Raw genomic sequence first — 16,312 nt, 5'->3', positions numbered from 1 at the left:
CTCTTTTTTGTTAATTTAATGTTAATTTTATCTGTTGTTTTTTTCGATTCATTCACGAAGCCGGCAAGATGACATGAAATAAAGTGCTTTTCTTCTACAGTTAGGGTGCTCCTAAGAGGTCTAATCTCTGGTGTGGTAACGGTAGGTTAAATGTATGCCGCGCCTAAACCAGGCACTACAATAAGAAGGAATTTACTTTGAAAAGAACGATTATTATTGCTGCTTTTTGTCTGCTGAGTACCACGGCGCTGGCGGCAACCAGCACGGTGGCGTTAAGTAAGACAGGCTATACCCAAACCCAGTATCCTATTGTGTTAGTTCATGGCTTATTTGGTTTTGATACGCTGGCCGAAGTCGATTATTTCTACGGCATTCCGCAATCACTGACGAAAGATGGCGCAAAGGTCTACGTGGCTCAAGTCTCCGCGACTCACAGTTCTGAGCGGCGAGGTGAACAACTATTGCAACAAGTGGAGTCACTTTTAGCTGCCACGGGCGCTCAAAAAGTTAACCTGATTGGCCATAGTCATGGCGGACCAACGGCTCGCTATGTTGCATCAGTTCGGCCCGATCTTGTGGCGTCCGTGACTAGCATTGGTGGCGTGAATAAAGGCTCAATCGTGGCAGATTTAGTGCGTGGGCACATTAAAGAGGGCTCCATTTCTGAAGCGATTGCTGTCAAAATGGCGCAAGGATTGGCGGGTTTGGTTGGCCTGCTTTCTGGGGGAAGTAACCTAGATCAAGATCCTTTAGCCTCCTTAGAAGCCTTAACTACCCAAGGTTCGCTAGCGTTTAATCAACACTACCCAGAAGGCGTTCCAAGCAGTGAATGTGGTGATGGTGAATTACTGGCTGACAATGGTGTTTATTACTATTCGTGGACAGGATCTGCGACCTTTACCAACCTCCTTGACCCAACTGATGCTGCGATGATGTTGACTGGACTTGCCTTTAATGGCCCTAATGATGGTTTAGTCAGCGTATGTAGTACTCACTTGGGTAAGGTGATCCGCGATGATTACCAAATGAACCACTTAGATGAAATCAACGGCTTGCTTGGGATACACCACCTTTTTGAAACTGACCCTGTTACCTTGTATCGTCAGCACGCTAATCGATTGAAGCTTCAAGGTTTATAACTTCGAGGTTGATAGTCTCGAGGTTGATAGTTTCGAGGTTTATAACTTCAAGTTTTGTAACATCAAACTTTATAAGGATTGGCTATGAAAAAGCCCGCACTATTTGGTTTTATCGTGATCATCTTGGGGAGCATCGGTGCGGTGCTTTTTCTGCAAAAGTCAGTATTACCGCAGAGCGCGTTACAAACGCCATCTCAACAAGATACGCAGATAGACAGCGCATCGAGTCTTGATTTAATTCACTATTTTATCTCTACATTAGGAGAGAGTTCATTACCTGAGGTTGAGCTGCGCATTGCCCAGCATGCTGAGCAGGATGAGGGCGTGGTGATCGATCCAATGCTTTTTGAACAGTTTATCCAATACAAACAAGCATTAGCTGAGTTAGAGGCTAATGCTTCCATCGCCAATCTCGATCTTGCTACCTTAGCTGAGATCAATCAGCAGTTACTGAAAATACAAAGTCAATTTTTTAACGTTGATCAGCAAAGTATGTTGTTTGGTGAAGAGAATGCGTTACGAAATTTAGCGTTAGAAAAGCTGCGCATTAAAGCTCAAGCAGTAGATTCATATGATGAGCAGTTGCAGTGGCAAACGTTATTAGCACAGCAGCCAGAATACATTCAGCGTAGTGAACGCAATGCGCAATTACTGCCAGCACTCAACGCGAGTCGCCATTTGTCCACGCAAGAGCAATACTTAGCTTGGAACGAGTTGGTTGGCGAACAAGGAGCACAGCGGTTAACGCAGCTTAGTGAACAACGAGAGCAGTTTTCTCAGCATCTCGAAAACTATCTACAACAGCGTTCGGCGGTGCTTGAAAATACGCGCTTGAGCCAAGATGAAAAAAATCAGCAAATTACGCAACTGCGTACCCAAACGTTTGAGGTCAAACAACTCAAACGCGTCGAGGCGTTGGAAAGGTTACGTGATCAATCGCTTTAATTCTGTTTATCCAATAAAGAAGAGCGCGACCGAAGCCGCGCTCAAGTTCTCTAAGAGAAAATAGAATAGGTGGTTACAAATTCACCACAATGGTGTTAGTCACTGTTGCACCTTTGTCATCCATCACTTTAATTTTCACTTCATGTTTTCCAGAGCTTGGGAAAATGGCGGTGAAGAGTTTGCCACGTTTTATTTTTCCATTCGGCAGGGTCCATTCCGTATCGACAATACGCCCATCGCTATCGCTGCTGGTTGACCACATCGTTACCCAGCGTCCAAGGTGGATATATTTAGCACTGGCTTGCGGTAATGCGTTAGGCACTTCAACCTGTATTGTGCGCGTTGTGGTGTTGATTGCGCCTTTATCATCCGTTACGGTTAGGCTTACTGTGTATTGCCCTGCTTTGATGTAGCTCCAGCTTGGCGCCATTTCGCTGCTCATTTGGCCGTTACCAAAATCCCATGCGTAACTGACTAGCTCGCCATCTTCATCATGGCTGTAGTTGAGAGCACTGACAGATAAACCGTCGGTTTTAAGCTCAAAGTTGGCGACAGGAGCTTGGTTTTGTTCGCTGACTTTTGATAAGCGAATTACGCCGTACTCATTGTCTTGGCCTTGGTTGAGGATGTCGATCATCAAGCCAAATTCCGTTAACTTACGCCCAGCATCTGGTACTAATGGTGAGCTGTAATCCGCGCCATCAGAGAAATTACCATTACCGATTAAGCTTGTGTCTTCGAGCACATCACCATCGGCAGCGACTAAGCGTAGAGGTGTTTGATCTTGCAATGAGAAGGTTGCATCTCGCACTTGGAAGCGCGTTTGTGCGGCCTCACCAGTTTTTGACCAAACCAATGCGTTTTGATCCGCATCGACGACACCTAACCAACCTTCACCTGGGTGGTTACCTACCCAGTTATCCGTGTAAGATTCATCCACATACCAAACCAGTAGGCCGGGTTCGAAAGTCATCAACTGGCCCATGCGTTTGATATTGGCTAAGCCTTGGTCTACGTCATTGTGGCTACGCCATTGCAGTAAATAATAGTGTGGCGCTTCATGGAAGCCATTGTTGGTGGTGTAACCTTTAAAGGCGAAGGTGGATGTTCCTTCGGCATCATCAATAAGGGTTTGCTGCCCGTCGACCTCTAACTGTAGGTTATCAAGGTAAAGACCTTCCATGGCTAAGCCGCCATCAGTGACATAGTCAAAGCTGAGTGTCACTTCTTGGCCTGCCCACTGGGAGACGTCAAATATCGCATCAACCCAGCCATCCGACTGACCAGCAATAGCAGGTACAAGCCCTGTATTGTACGGGTCATCCATGGTGGTGATGTTACCTGCAATCGCTTTACCATTGATCAGTACGCGTGCAAAGTCGTAGTCTTTTTCAATCTGATACCATGCTTTAAAATTCAGCGTAGCTTGTTCACCTGTAGGGATAGAAAGCTTACGAGACATGCTATTTTTCAGATCATCGCCTCGGTTTGAATAAAAAGCGGACGAACCTTGATAAGGCTTCACCCCATCAACACGCTTCAGTGGTAAATCAATCTTCACCATATTTGGTCGAGCATTGTCAGTGGTTTGGAATAGGGTAAATACGCGAGGATTTTTCTCTAACTCTGCAATCGAAATTTGATCGTCATTGATCCAACGACCACCGACCGCTTTTTGTAAGAACTGTTTAGACCAAGAGCTGAATGCCGTCGGTTGTGTTCCGCCAATTTTTCCGGCCCAACTGCCAGAAGACATGATGGACCAATAAGAAACTGGCTCACCTTTACCTGTGTATTGGGTATCGTATTCGTCAGGCAAACCTAAATCGTGGCCATACTCGTGTGCGCAAACCCCAGCGGCCGCATCAATCGGTTGCATGGTGTAATCAAAGGCGGCATATTGGCCGTTAAAGCGATCTGGAAGCGTACTTTTTGTGCCTTGAAGGACATAAGGTTGGCCGAGATTATAACGGTGGGACCATATGGCGTCAGGTCCAAGCACACCGCCGCCGGCTTCTTCACCAACGGATGCATGGAACACCATCAAGTGATCGATTACGCCGTCCGGTTCGCGGAAGTTGCCATTACCATTGTAATCGTAACGATCTTCAATATCGTAATCGGCCAGATTAATACTAGGGTCTTGCGCCAGTTGGTTCAGTGCTTCGCGTACCAACTCTTGCGCATTCATATCTTTGTCTGTTGTTGCCGAGTTGCCCCCGTAAAACGCGGCGTTTTTAGACGCGCGATACCAACCTGCGGCTTGCCCGGCCACACTGTAGCTTTGCCCAGACTCGCTTTCATAATACTGACGCATCGAGATGAAATTTTCTCCATTAGGGCCTGCATAGCCCGCATCGGAAAAAAGCAGATCTTGATAGTGAGGTGGATTGTAGCTGGCATAGAGCATTTCAGTATGCTCTTTGGTCAGGCGGTTATCGTTCCAAGGTAAATCGGGAAAATCAATTAAAAGCGCTAATACCTTATCGGTGCGTTTGGTGCTGATATCGAGAGCAAAAACGCTGGCTTTTTGCTGGCCTTTTTGTTTTTCAATGGTCTTTAATACCCGTGCGCGTTGCTCAAGAGCTTGCTTACCAAATTGCGCATCGCCGTGGAAGCCCGATTTGATTTTCTGCTCTAAATAACGATCCAAGGCATCGCGCTTGATTGCATCGGTAGCATTGGCATCCACAACACCGTTACGCACTAACATTTCAATGAGTTTATCTTCATTGACTACCCCTAAATCAATCGGGGTGTGCGCATAAGCACTGACGTTAAATAGTGTTACCATTGCTGACGCAAGCAAGGTTTTCCTTATGTGTTTCATCTGCTTTCCTTATTTTTCTTTCTGTATTTATGGTATTAACAATTTCACTGAACTGATTTCCATACGACTGAGCGCTATAGAGAATAAATGGCTTTCATCGCCATAAAATAGAATTCATGGACGCAATGAGTGGCTGGTATATTCTTATCTAGGCAAGTTTTCTGAGTGTTATTCAGTGAAGATTGAACGGGTGATTTAGTCGCTCTTCGGCGGAGAAATACACGCTTCTTCTTGATGATTTGTCGAATTGAGAGACTTTCCTTTGTTGTGTTTTCTTTGTAGATAAAGAGCAAGTGCTTGTTGTTGCTGTTCTGATGTAAGCCCTTCACATATCACACCTCGTTCGATTAATGAGGCGAGCATCCGTTCATCATCAACTGAAGATTGAGCAAGGCTAATTGATGAGTAACTAATTAATAAAAAATAAATTAAATGTTTCACAGTATATCCATATAATGTGTGAATTATTCGTAACAATCTATATATCAGTCATACGCATAGCAAGTGTAAATAATTGTTGTTTTGAAATAACATCATATTTTAAACATAACTAGTTAACATTTGGTTTGTTTTTAATTGATAAATATGTCGGTTCTTTATTCTTAAATTTAGAATTAATAATTGATGGATTTGTATTTTATTCTTAGTGATGAAGATGAAATTCTTTAGATAAATAAAGTGATAGGTTAGAATTCAATCGAAAGTAAATGTTGGGTCAAAACCAACAATGACTAATAATAGGTTTAGTATTTTTAATAATATGAACTTTGCTAAAAGATGATCTTAGTTCAATAAATAATTCATCATTTAAGCCTGCATTTAAGAGTCATTAACTTGTGGCGTTGATGAGCCAAGTGGCAAAGGTATCGTTGCCTGGACACCTTGCAGCCATTGAGCAAACGTGCTTTATTGAAATCAGTGACTGATTATTTTGGAATGTTTGCATTATGTGCCGCTGGCTCGCCTACCAAGGAACTCCTATCTACCTCGATCAACTGGTTTATCAACCGGAACACTCTCTCGTGCACCAAAGTTTAGAAGCGCGTAAAGCGGTCACCCGTGTCAACGCTGATGGGTTTGGGCTGGGTTGGTATACCGAACGCACTACACCCGGGCAGTTTCATGAAGTCTTACCCGCTTGGGGAGATGAAAACCTGCGATCCTTAACGCATCACATTCGTTCTCACCGTTTTATGGCTCATGTGCGTTCGTCCACCGGAACGCAGGTTTCCCGTTCTAACTGTCATCCGTTTATTTTGGATCACTGGATGTTTTTACATAACGGGCAAATTGGTGAGTTTGAAAAAGTGAAATTCGCCTTAGAACGGCAGCTACCGGAATCGCTATACGTCAAGCGTGTTGGGACAACGGATAGTGAATTGATTTTTTTATTGATGATGAGTAATGGGTTACGCAGTCAGCCAGTACAAGCCATTACGACCACGATTGGTCAAATTGCGCAGGCTTTGGCGGAGAAACAGATAGTCACACCTTTTAAAGCTTCGATTTGTATCTCTGATGGGCAAGATTTTTGGTTAGTGCGTTATAGCTCTGATGGTAATCCGCCGACCGTGTTTAGTAAAAGCGAAGGCGATAATATGGTGGTTGCGTCAGAACCCCTTGATAGTGAAAGTGGTTGGCAAATGATTGAGCCGCAAACCATTACTCATGTGATTGGCACTCAATGTACTGTGTATCCGATCACTTAGTTAGTGGTGGAAAAATTAGTAATGTATTGATATATAAGATCTATTGGTTAATCGATTGCTCTCTCATGAGAGCAATTCTTTTTTGAAGTAAGATCCTGGTTTCTGTGCATCAAGTTTCATTTTGTTGATGTGATTCTGATATAAATCGCGACTCATTCATTTCTATGATCTATAGAGAGTCGTTACTATGCGTATTGCTCCGGTTCCATCTATTCATTCCCCTCGTCCCAAACCTAATGCTTTGCTATTGGCATTATCGTTAGCAGGATTACCGTCTTTTTCTTATGCATTAGATGCCTGCCAGTTTAATGATATCACACAAGCACAAGAGCCAATTTTAGCGATTAAAAATGCACAACCAGTCTGTTATAACTCGTGGTTTTACACCGATAGTAAAGCCATCTTGGGTCTATACAGTGAAAATAGTATAGACAGCATTAACCGAGCGCTGGCGTTAGAGGTTTCGCAATATCAAGGAACAGAAGCGCAAGCCAAATCTATTGCTAATTTGGGGGAGTTTATCCGTGCCGCTTATTATGTGCGCTATGGTGTAAAGCAAGAGTTTGGCGATTATTCAGATCAATTGAGCAATGCGATTGCGGATACGATCAACCAGTTTATGTTATCGCCTTATAGTTTGAGCTTAGGTCGTGAACAAGTGGCGGCCATGTCGAGCTTAACGTTAATGGTCGATAACGTGAAACGCTTACCTTCAACGATGGCGAATTTCATCGTGCTATTGGACGCCTTTAACCCACAAACGGCGCAAGATGTGCAGTTTGTTGATGGTTTAAATAACTTATTTCGATCCATGAGCGGCCATGCTTCGCGTGATGATTTTTATCAAGACATTGAAGCCCATCCAGAATATTTGGAGACACTGTATCGTTTTGCCACTGAGCATGATTGGGCGTTAGGAACCGATGCTGATTTCATTTTGTACAATGCGGTGCGTGAAACGGGGCGCTTACTGGTTAGCCCTTACCCAAACACCAAAACTCGAGTCATTGCGATTTTAGAAAAAGTATTGGAACGTTACCCGCTGGGTGGACGTAGCGATAAACTCTGGATTGCTGCGGTTGAAATGCTTTCTTACTACGCGCCAGAGACATTGGAAGCGCTTAATTTAACGCAAGCTAAGCAGCAACTTGAACAGCGTATCATGCCAAATCGCCATCAATGTGATGGGCCTGCTATTATCCGTTCGCAAGGCTTAACACCACAACAAGCAGAGCAAGCGTGTGAAATTTTGAATGAGAAAGAAGCCGACTTCCATGCCGTCGCGAATACCGGTTTCACGCCCGTGGCCGATGATCTCAATCAACAAGTGGAAGTGGTGGTATTTGATAGCAACGAAAGTTATGTCAGTTATTCCAACTTCTTGTTTGGCAATACTACCAACAATGGCGGGCAATACCTTGAAGGTAACCCGGCTGATGCCAACAACACAGCGCGCTTTGTTGCTTACCGATATGCGCAGGATGAGGCGTTGTCTATTCTCAATTTAGAGCATGAATATGTGCATTATTTGGACGGACGCTACAATCAATACGGTTCGTTTTCTCTCAATTTAAGTGAAGGCCATATCGTGTGGTGGTTGGAAGGCTTCGCTGAATACATGCACTATAAAAAAGGCTACCAAGCGGCGGTAGACTTAATTGCTGAGAAAAAACTGAGCCTCACGCAAGTGCTAGCCACTACTTATCAAAATGACACCAATCAAATTTATCGCTGGGGCTATTTAGCGGTTCGTTTTATGCTGGAAAACCATTCCAATGAAGTGGATCAACTGCTAGCGCTATCACGTAGTGGCGATTTCAAAGCATGGGCTGAGCAAGTGAAACGGATCGGCAAAAGCCTAGACAGCGAATTTTCAACTTGGTTAGACACTTTGACAGCGGACAGTGGTAATCCAGAAGATCCGACTGTGCCGCCAATTCAACCAGAAGACACGATGAATCATTTAGCGTTAGGGCAGAGTGTTACCTTGTCGGGTGAGCAGTACAGTGAACAACTCTATTATATTGATGTTCCAGATAATATCAGTGAATTGTCGATTAATATTAGCGGTGATGGTGACGCCGATCTTTATTTAAGTTATGAAAAAATTGCGCATTATTATGATTATCAAATAACAAATTTTGAACTGCATAGTAATGAAACAATTGCCCTAGAAAAACAAGCCAATGGTACCGTTTTACCGGGTCGCTATTATTTTAGTATTACGGGTAGAGAAGCTTACCAGCGTGTTGAATTAAATACGAAAGTAAGTTACGCCATTACCGATAATACGCAAAAGCCTAGTGATGATTTAGCACCTGTTGTTCTCGAAAATCGTCAGCCAATGACGTTGGGTATTCATCAAACTCGCTATGCAGCGATTTATGTACCAGAGGGAATGAGCAGTGTCAAAGTTTGGCTCCAGCCTATTGATAAGATGGCAGCCCACAATGTTGATCTTTATGCAGAAAGCGAGCACTGGCCTACATTGACTCATTTTGACCAAGCGTCTAAACGCGCTGATAGCTATGAGTATATTGAACTGCCAGTAACGCAAGCGGGCTATGTCCATTTCATGCTTAATGCACAGCAAGCCAATAGCCAAGTTGAGCTCTATGCAACTTATGAATAATTAATGAATAAAAAGAAGTGTAAAAGCACTTCTTTTTATTAAAATCATATAATTAGCCATAAAAGTAATAGCTATATTAACATTGTTTAATTTAATCTTTACTTAATAATAATTTGATCTTGTGGGAAGAATATAAATTAACACTCTATTTATTTCTTGAAAGAATAGCATTCGGTGATATTGTGTTTTTATGTAGAGTTATTACTCTATGTTGTAATTAAAAATATTAAGGGTTCATTATGAGATATATAACACCCGTTTCATTACTGCTTGTGGCCACTATTATGGGGTGCAACTCAGAAGAAGCGACAACCAGTAGCACCAGCCAATCCAATGCTGATGCGATTGCACAGCAAAAAAGAGCGTTAGCACTGCAACTGAGTGAAAGTTACGCCGAGCTTGAAACCACACTTAAAACTGAAATCAGCGCGCAAAACCTATCTATTTCTGTTTCCACTTTTTTTGAAGAGCAGCCTGATTCCGATTTTAGTCAACAGATGGTTGTAGCGGACGCGCAAATTCGTTCAATGAAAGGCATTGAGGATTTTACTGAGCAATTGCTGCAACTGCGTATTGCCGATGCGTCGATGATTAAAGAGTGGCAAGAAGGGCAAAGCCCGTTGTTTGCTTTTGAGCCCAAAGGTAATGATGCGTCTTGGCAATATATTGAAGCGTTTGATGTGTACGGACAGGTTCATCAGCTGGATGTATATCAAATGCCAGATGTACCCGTTTTCGTGGTTGATAGTAATAGCGAAGTGGAATTGCGCGCAGGCTTACAAGCAATGCGTGCACAGATGAACGCATTGGGTCAATCGACCACATTGACCACAGTAGAAAGTGGTAGCGTCGCCGCGCAAGCGATGGCCCGCAGCAGCGATAATAGCGCTGAGCCTATTTCCACCACAGTACTGAAAAAAATTCGTTTAGCGGATGACAAAGAACCGTGGATCTCTGGAGCGGCTGAAATTTATGCGATTGTTACAGGCATCAATCCAAGCCGAGATGAGCCGACCATTGACTTAGTTGAAATGCCTTATTTGGATTACGACAAGCAAGATTACTTCCCAAATCAAGTGATGATCCAATGGTCTCGTTACCGTTGGGGCGCAGCCGATCTTATCTTGATGGAGCAAGATGATGGTACCGACTATAAGGAGCTGGCTAAATTACTCGTCAAAGTAGCGGAAGAAGTGCTGAAGCTTATCCCTGATCCAGAAGTGCAGGCATATGCGATTATTCCGCAAATCACGGGCAAGATCATTGATGCGATTCCCGATGGTTTACTGGTCAACGACGACGATTATGTCGATGTCTTTTACACCTTGATGCAAGACACCAGCTATGTTGATCATCCTGGAGCGAGTGGTAACGCAGTGGCCACTTTTGAGCCTTTGACGATTAACCCGACACGTCCATAACACTTCTCTCCCCCTAGAAAGCGAGCGCGAATCTCTTATTAGCGCTCGCTTTTTCATCATTCTTGCTGCTTCTGATCATCATGGCTGATTTTGATGTGAATAGGGTTGCTTGAACGACTGTCAACGATTATATTACCCGAACTTAATGCGAATGCTTATCAAAATCTGTCGCAGTTATTTTAAATGGGAACCTATATGAAATCGTTGTTTAGTTTGGCAGCACTTGGCTTGCTTACCTCTTTTACTCTCAGTGCTAAAACCGTTTCTGTGGATCATCAACTCGGTACCACGACGATCGAGCAAAATCCGCAACGTGTGGTTGTCATTGGTTTAGGTGCGTTAGATACGTTAGATCGCTTTGGTATTGAACCTGTCGCGGTATCGAAAGTGACTGAACTGCCGAATTATTTAGCGAAGTACAACAGCGATAAATACGCACCTGCTGGTTCTTTATTTGAGCCTGATTTCGAAACCATTTATATGCAAAAACCAGATGTGATTGTGATTGGGCCGCGCGCAGCAACCAGTTATGACGAGCTATCTAAAATTGCACCCACTATCGTTTTTGCAGCCGATGCAAGCCAAGGCTACTGGCAGAGTACGCAGCAGCAGTGGCGTAATCTAGGCAAAGTATTTGCTATTGAAGACCAAGTGGAAGCCAAAATTGAAGATTTAGATAAGCAGTTTCAAGCGCTTCGTAGCTTTAATCAGAACAACCAAATCGATGCGCTCACAGTGATGAGCTCTGGCGGTAACATTACCGCTTTTGGGCCTGAATCACGTTTCTCGGCGGTGTATAAAGATTTTGGATTCAAAACGACCGTCGATAGCATCAAAGCGACACGCCATGGCGATCTAATCTCCTATGAATTTATTCGTGAACATGATCCTAAAACCTTATTGATCATTGATCGTGATACGTTGGTCAACAAAGGGCAGAGTCACACTCGCCAAGAGTTTGAAAATGACCTGATCAAAGCGACTGCGGCCTACAAAAATAAAAGCATGGCGTTTTTAGACCTTAATGCTTGGTACCTATCCATTTCTGGTGTGACTGCTACAGAGCAGATGATCAGCGACGTTAGAAATGCTGTACACATTCACTAATTTGCCACAAACAAGCTGAGGTTAGCTTTGAAAAAGTTATTGCTTGCTTTGTTGGTAGTCAGCCTATCTTCACTGTTTGTGGGGGTAGGCAATCTATCACTAATAGCATTACTGCAAGGGGATGCCCATGCTTGGCAACTGCTTTTTACCAGTCGTTTGCCACGTTTGTTGGCGATTGTTTTAGCCGGGGCAGGGCTCAGTATCGCGGGTCTTATTATGCAGCAAATCAGCCAAAACCGATTTGCCGCGCCTTCTACCTCCGGTACCATTGAATGCGCCATGCTGGGCTATGTGTTGAGCTTAGTCTTTTTTGGTCACGGTGAAAGCTTGTGGCTTATTTTCTCGGTTTCGATTGCGGGCACTTTGCTGTTTGTCCAACTGATTCAGCGCGTGCAGTTTAAAAATGCCATTTTTGTCCCTTTGATCGGCATTATTTTTGGTAATGTGGTGGAATCCGCCGCCGCCTTCATCGCTTACAAATACGATGCGATACAAAACCTTTCTAGCTGGACGGTAGCCAATTTTGCCAATTTGCTGAAAGGAGATTTCGAACTGCTCTATATTGCGATTCCGGTTGCCCTCTTTAGCTATTTGTATGCGGCGCGAATTTCGGCGGTCGGCATGGGTAAAGATTTTGCTGTGAACTTAGGGCTTAACTATCAACAAGTGCTGGTGATTGGCGTTTGTTTGGTGTCGGTGATGTCTGCGACGGTTGTGATGATTGTCGGTCAACTGCCTTTTTTAGGGTTGATTGTGCCTAATTTAGTCAGCCACTATTACGGCGACAACTTACGCAAAAATATCCCTCGTACGGCCATTTTCGGTGCGTTATTGGTACTGCTATGCGATTTGGGCGGCCGTTTGATTATTTTCCCGTATGAAGTGCCGATTTCGATGATCATCAGTATTCTCGGTGGCAGTGTATTTATTGTGTTGCTGTTGCGAGGCCAACGCCATGGGTAAGTCTGTATGTGCGAGCATCACTTTGCGTGATCATACCAAACTGTGGTTACTGGTTTTGGCTTCTCTGCTTTTTGCTGGGTTATTTATTGGTGTTGGATTGAACGCCGGCAACTATCACTATTTTCTTTCTCGTCGTGTACCCAAAGTATTGGCGATGGTGTTAGCGGGTATTGCCATTGCGCAGTCCTCTCTAGCGTTTCAAACCATTACCCACAACCGAATTTTAACGCCCAGCATCATGGGGTTTGATTCACTCTACCTGTTTGTGCAGGTGTTAGTGGTGACTCTTTTTGGTGGCCTAAGTAGCTACGCGCTTAATGCTTACCTCAATTTTTCGTTGTCCGTTGCCGCCATGTTGCTGTTTTCTAGTTTGTTGTTCGCTTTTTATTTTCGTAAGCAGCAGAGCAACTTAATGGTGTTGTTGCTATTAGGAGTCATTCTGGGGCAACTGTTTTCCAGCATTTCCTCCTTTTTGATCATGCTGATGGATCCGAATGATTTTTCATCGGTACAGTCCAATATGTTTGCGAGCTTCAACAACGTGAAAGTGGAACTTGTGTATTGGGTAACACCGTTACTGCTGTTGGTTTGCTTTGGCCTGTTTCGCCTGCATCGCGTGTTGGATGTTTTATGGTTGGATAACGATAACGCGGTCAGTTTAGGGGTGGATGTACGCCGAGTGACGCACCATGTATTGATGCTTAGTGCGGTATTAATTGCTATTTCTACAGCTTTAGTTGGGCCCGTGATGTTCTTTGGCTTATTGGTCACCAACTTAACGCGCGAGTGGTTTCGTTCATACCAACACCGAACCTTATTGATTGGTTGTTCCGCGATGGCGGTGTGTGCATTGCTTTCTGGTCAATGGGTGGTTGAAAAAGTATTCCAGTTTGAAACAACGCTGAGTGTGGTGATCAATTTCATCGGAGGCCTCTATTTTCTCTCCCTCCTTTTACGTAATAAAATGGTTTAATTTCATATGATTCAGCTAGATAAACTGACTAAAGTGTTTGGCCAACAAGCCGTTGTGGATAAGGCCTGTGCGCAGTTTGAAAAAGGCAAGGTCACTTCAATTATTGGCCCTAATGGCGCAGGGAAAAGTACCTTACTGTCGATGGCCAGCCGTTTGGTCTGCCGTGATAGCGGTAAAGTTTGGATTGAAAGCAAAGAGCTGGTTGAGTGGGATACTAAAGCGTTGGCTAAAAAGCTGTCGGTTCTGCGTCAAGCCAATACTCTGACCATGCGTTTTACCGTGAAAGAGCTGGTGGCTTTTGGCCGTTTTCCTTATTCGCAAGGTAAATTAACAGCCAACGATCATGCGATGATTGAGCAATCGATCGAATATCTTGATCTTAAAGCGATAGAAGATAAATACCTAGACGAACTGAGTGGCGGCCAACGCCAGCTGGCCTTTATTGCCATGGTGATCGCCCAAGATACCGATTACATCTTTCTCGATGAGCCATTGAACAACCTCGATATCAAACACTCATTGCAGATCATGGCCACTATTCAGCGTTTAGCACATGAGTTGAATAAAGCGGTGGTCGTGGTGATCCACGACATCAATTTTGCATCCTGTTACTCCGATTCCATAATTGCGCTGAAACGAGGCCAAGTAGTAGCAACTGGCACAGTACAAGAGGTGATTCAATCGTCGGTTTTGAGCGATATCTATGAAACGCCGTTCAACGTATTAGAAATAGAAAGTAAGCGTATTTGTATGTATTACACCCATTGATGCGATTTAACTGCCGGTGTGCGTAACGTTACGAGTACTGAACAGAACGCTTTCGATTCACCGTAAGGCCCCTTTTTACTGCCTAATGTTGTCAACGCAAAATGGTGGAAGCGCAGACGTTTACTGCGCGCTACAGGATGGACTTAAATATTGATATATTTCTCACTTCAAAAGAAATAATAACTTGCCTCAGATCAAGAAAAAATCGTTTGGCATGATGCTGAAACTAAAACAAAGTTGAAAGATTAAAAAATTATTGAATAATGAGGGTCACGTAAACCAAGAAGTTGTATACTTCAACACTTAGTCTAAAACAGGAAACTTACCCCATGTCGAACTCGTTTGTTTTGGTTATTAACTCTGGCAGCTCATCACTGAAGTTTGCGGTGATTGATTCAAATACGGGGGATGCCGTACTGAGTGGTCTAGGTGAATGCTTTGGGCTTGATGATGCCCGTATGAGCTGGAAGTTTAACGGAGAAAAAGCCAATTGTGCGATTCAAGGTGAAGCGAATCACCACCTGTTGGCGGTTGCAAAACTGGTTGAGCTTGTGAAAAGCTACGGCTTGATTGATGACGTCGTTGCAATTGGACACCGCGTAGTACATGGTGGCGAGAAGTTTACTAAGACCGTTAAGTTAGACGAAAAAATCGTCAACGAAGTTGAAGCGCTTAGTGATTTAGCACCGCTACACAATAAAGCACACGCGATTGGTATGCGCGCGGCAATGCTAGCGTTTCCTGAGTTACCGCAGTTTGCTGTTTTTGATACCGCTTTCCACCAAACCATGCCAGCAAAAGCCTACACAGGTGCGATTGCAAAAGAGCTATACACTGAGTTTGGTATTCGCCGCTATGGTTTCCACGGAACCAGCCATTATTTTGTGAGCCGTGAAGCGGCAAAAATGATCAACAAGCCAGTTGAAGAAAGCAGCTTTATTTCTGTTCACCTTGGTAATGGTGCGTCAGTGTGCGCAATTAAAGATGGCCAGAGTGTCGATACCAGTATGGGTTTTACACCGCTTTCCGGTTTGATGATGGGCACTCGCTGTGGTGACCTTGACCCCGGTATCATTGAATTTCTATTGAAGAAGGGTTGGACGCAAGAACAAGTGTTTAATTCATTGAACAAAGCCTCTGGTTTCTTGGGTGTTTCTGGTTTAACCAGCGATGCACGTGGCATTCTAGAAGCCATGGAGCAAGGTCATGAAGGCGCTACATTGGCCTTCCAAGTCTTCACCTACCGTGTGGCGAAATACATCGCGTCATACCTTGCAGCGCTTGATTCGCTCGACGGTATTATTTTCACTGGTGGTATTGGCGAAAACGCATTGCCTATTCGTCGTGAAATTCTACGCAACCTGAAAATTCTTGGTTTTGTGGAAGATGAGCAAGGCAACGAGCAAGCTCGATTCGGTAATGCTGGCATTATCGCAAAATCAGACATGCTAAATGCAGTAGCGCTTGTGGTACCAACCAACGAAGAATTCGTGATCGCCCAACAGTCGGTTGAGTTGCTATAATTAAATTTAAAATCAAATAGATAAAAGCGAGCTTAGTGCTCGCTTTTTTTGTACTCATATGTTGGATAGACCATCGCTAAGGATGTGCATGGCGACACACCCATGGCTTACTAAATTGCCTTCTACAATTCATTTTTTTGCATCTAAGTTAGCGAGGTTAGTACTGGGTTGTTGATGTCGAGTAGACGACACCTGTTACCAAGTGTCGTCCCTCTAAGAACCCAGCGTGCAACTTTCACCGCACTAGGCTCAAGCCTTCACAAAGGCACCTGATGGCACCCAGCAACTTATAAAGCAGCGAG

General features: G+C 43.9%; 12 protein-coding genes. 10 read left to right on the top strand and 2 right to left on the bottom strand.

Features of this window, described 5'->3' with window-relative positions; genetic code table 11:
• Positions 1–197: 197 nt before the first annotated feature.
• Together AACQ79_RS08395 and AACQ79_RS08390 are read left to right on the top strand one after the other, a co-directional pair.
• Positions 198–1,139, top strand: a complete 942-nt coding sequence (locus AACQ79_RS08395; RefSeq protein ID WP_170898915.1) for an esterase/lipase family protein — start codon at positions 198–200, stop codon at positions 1,137–1,139.
• Positions 1,140–1,223: 84 nt separating this feature from the next.
• Complete coding sequence (locus tag AACQ79_RS08390; protein WP_170898914.1) at positions 1,224–2,084, top strand: lipase secretion chaperone; 861 nt, start codon at positions 1,224–1,226, stop codon at positions 2,082–2,084.
• Between the two features lie 73 nt (positions 2,085–2,157).
• Here AACQ79_RS08390 and AACQ79_RS08385 read toward each other — a convergent pair whose 3' ends face one another.
• Together AACQ79_RS08385 and AACQ79_RS08380 are read right to left on the bottom strand one after the other, a co-directional pair.
• On the bottom strand, positions 2,158–4,914 hold the full coding sequence (locus AACQ79_RS08385; RefSeq protein WP_170898913.1) for an immune inhibitor A domain-containing protein: 2,757 nt from the start codon (positions 4,912–4,914) through the stop codon (positions 2,158–2,160).
• 195 nt (positions 4,915–5,109) lie between these two features.
• Positions 5,110–5,355 carry a hypothetical protein gene (locus tag AACQ79_RS08380; RefSeq protein WP_170898912.1) on the bottom strand — a complete coding sequence of 82 codons (246 nt, stop codon included), beginning with the start codon at positions 5,353–5,355 and terminating at the stop codon, positions 5,110–5,112.
• A 506-nt stretch (positions 5,356–5,861) separates the two neighbouring features.
• Between AACQ79_RS08380 and AACQ79_RS08375 the strand changes: the two genes are divergently transcribed.
• From AACQ79_RS08375 to AACQ79_RS08340, 8 genes are all read left to right on the top strand, one after another.
• A complete protein-coding gene (locus AACQ79_RS08375) occupies positions 5,862–6,623 on the top strand; it encodes a class II glutamine amidotransferase (protein ID WP_019282661.1) in 762 nt (253 codons plus the stop codon).
• Positions 6,624–6,810: 187 nt separating this feature from the next.
• Complete coding sequence (locus tag AACQ79_RS08370; protein ID WP_170898911.1) at positions 6,811–9,255, top strand: M9 family metallopeptidase; 2,445 nt, start codon at positions 6,811–6,813, stop codon at positions 9,253–9,255.
• A gap of 239 nt (positions 9,256–9,494) precedes the next feature.
• The gene (locus tag AACQ79_RS08365; RefSeq protein WP_170898910.1) at positions 9,495–10,676 is read left to right on the top strand and encodes a DUF3103 domain-containing protein; all 1,182 of its coding nucleotides are present in this window, start codon (positions 9,495–9,497) and stop codon (positions 10,674–10,676) included.
• A 195-nt stretch (positions 10,677–10,871) separates the two neighbouring features.
• Positions 10,872–11,783 (top strand): siderophore ABC transporter substrate-binding protein, encoded by a 912-nt coding sequence (locus tag AACQ79_RS08360; RefSeq protein WP_069212134.1) that lies wholly within the window; start codon positions 10,872–10,874, stop codon positions 11,781–11,783.
• 27 nt (positions 11,784–11,810) lie between these two features.
• Positions 11,811–12,746 carry an iron chelate uptake ABC transporter permease subunit VctD gene (gene vctD / locus AACQ79_RS08355; RefSeq protein ID WP_170898909.1) on the top strand — a complete coding sequence of 312 codons (936 nt, stop codon included), beginning with the start codon at positions 11,811–11,813 and terminating at the stop codon, positions 12,744–12,746.
• 22 nt (positions 12,747–12,768) lie between these two features.
• Positions 12,769–13,719 (top strand): iron chelate uptake ABC transporter permease subunit VctG, encoded by a 951-nt coding sequence (vctG, locus tag AACQ79_RS08350; RefSeq protein ID WP_026028906.1) that lies wholly within the window; start codon positions 12,769–12,771, stop codon positions 13,717–13,719.
• A gap of 6 nt (positions 13,720–13,725) precedes the next feature.
• A complete protein-coding gene (gene vctC / locus AACQ79_RS08345; protein ID WP_170898908.1) occupies positions 13,726–14,487 on the top strand; it encodes an iron chelate ABC transporter ATP-binding protein VctC in 762 nt (253 codons plus the stop codon).
• Between the two features lie 329 nt (positions 14,488–14,816).
• Positions 14,817–16,010, top strand: a complete 1,194-nt coding sequence (locus AACQ79_RS08340) for an acetate/propionate family kinase (RefSeq protein WP_026028183.1) — start codon at positions 14,817–14,819, stop codon at positions 16,008–16,010.
• The last annotated feature ends 302 nt before the right edge of the window (positions 16,011–16,312 follow it).

The sequence above is a fragment of the Vibrio sp. 3-2(1) genome, assembly GCF_963887575.1.
GTDB classification, from domain to species: Bacteria; Pseudomonadota; Gammaproteobacteria; order Enterobacterales; family Vibrionaceae; genus Vibrio; species Vibrio anguillarum.
This window is presented reverse-complemented; position numbering and strand designations above follow the sequence as displayed.

Coding starts and splice junctions, on each gene's coding strand:
- AACQ79_RS08360 (WP_069212134.1), top strand. CDS start 10,872: ATGAAATCGTTGTTTAGTTTGGCAGCACTTGGCTTGCTTACCTCTTTT.
- AACQ79_RS08375 (WP_019282661.1), top strand. CDS start 5,862: ATGTGCCGCTGGCTCGCCTACCAAGGAACTCCTATCTACCTCGATCAA.
- AACQ79_RS08370 (WP_170898911.1), top strand. CDS start 6,811: ATGCGTATTGCTCCGGTTCCATCTATTCATTCCCCTCGTCCCAAACCT.
- AACQ79_RS08385 (WP_170898913.1), bottom strand. CDS start 4,914: ATGAAACACATAAGGAAAACCTTGCTTGCGTCAGCAATGGTAACACTA.
- AACQ79_RS08340 (WP_026028183.1), top strand. CDS start 14,817: ATGTCGAACTCGTTTGTTTTGGTTATTAACTCTGGCAGCTCATCACTG.
- vctC (WP_170898908.1), top strand. CDS start 13,726: ATGATTCAGCTAGATAAACTGACTAAAGTGTTTGGCCAACAAGCCGTT.
- AACQ79_RS08390 (WP_170898914.1), top strand. CDS start 1,224: ATGAAAAAGCCCGCACTATTTGGTTTTATCGTGATCATCTTGGGGAGC.
- AACQ79_RS08365 (WP_170898910.1), top strand. CDS start 9,495: ATGAGATATATAACACCCGTTTCATTACTGCTTGTGGCCACTATTATG.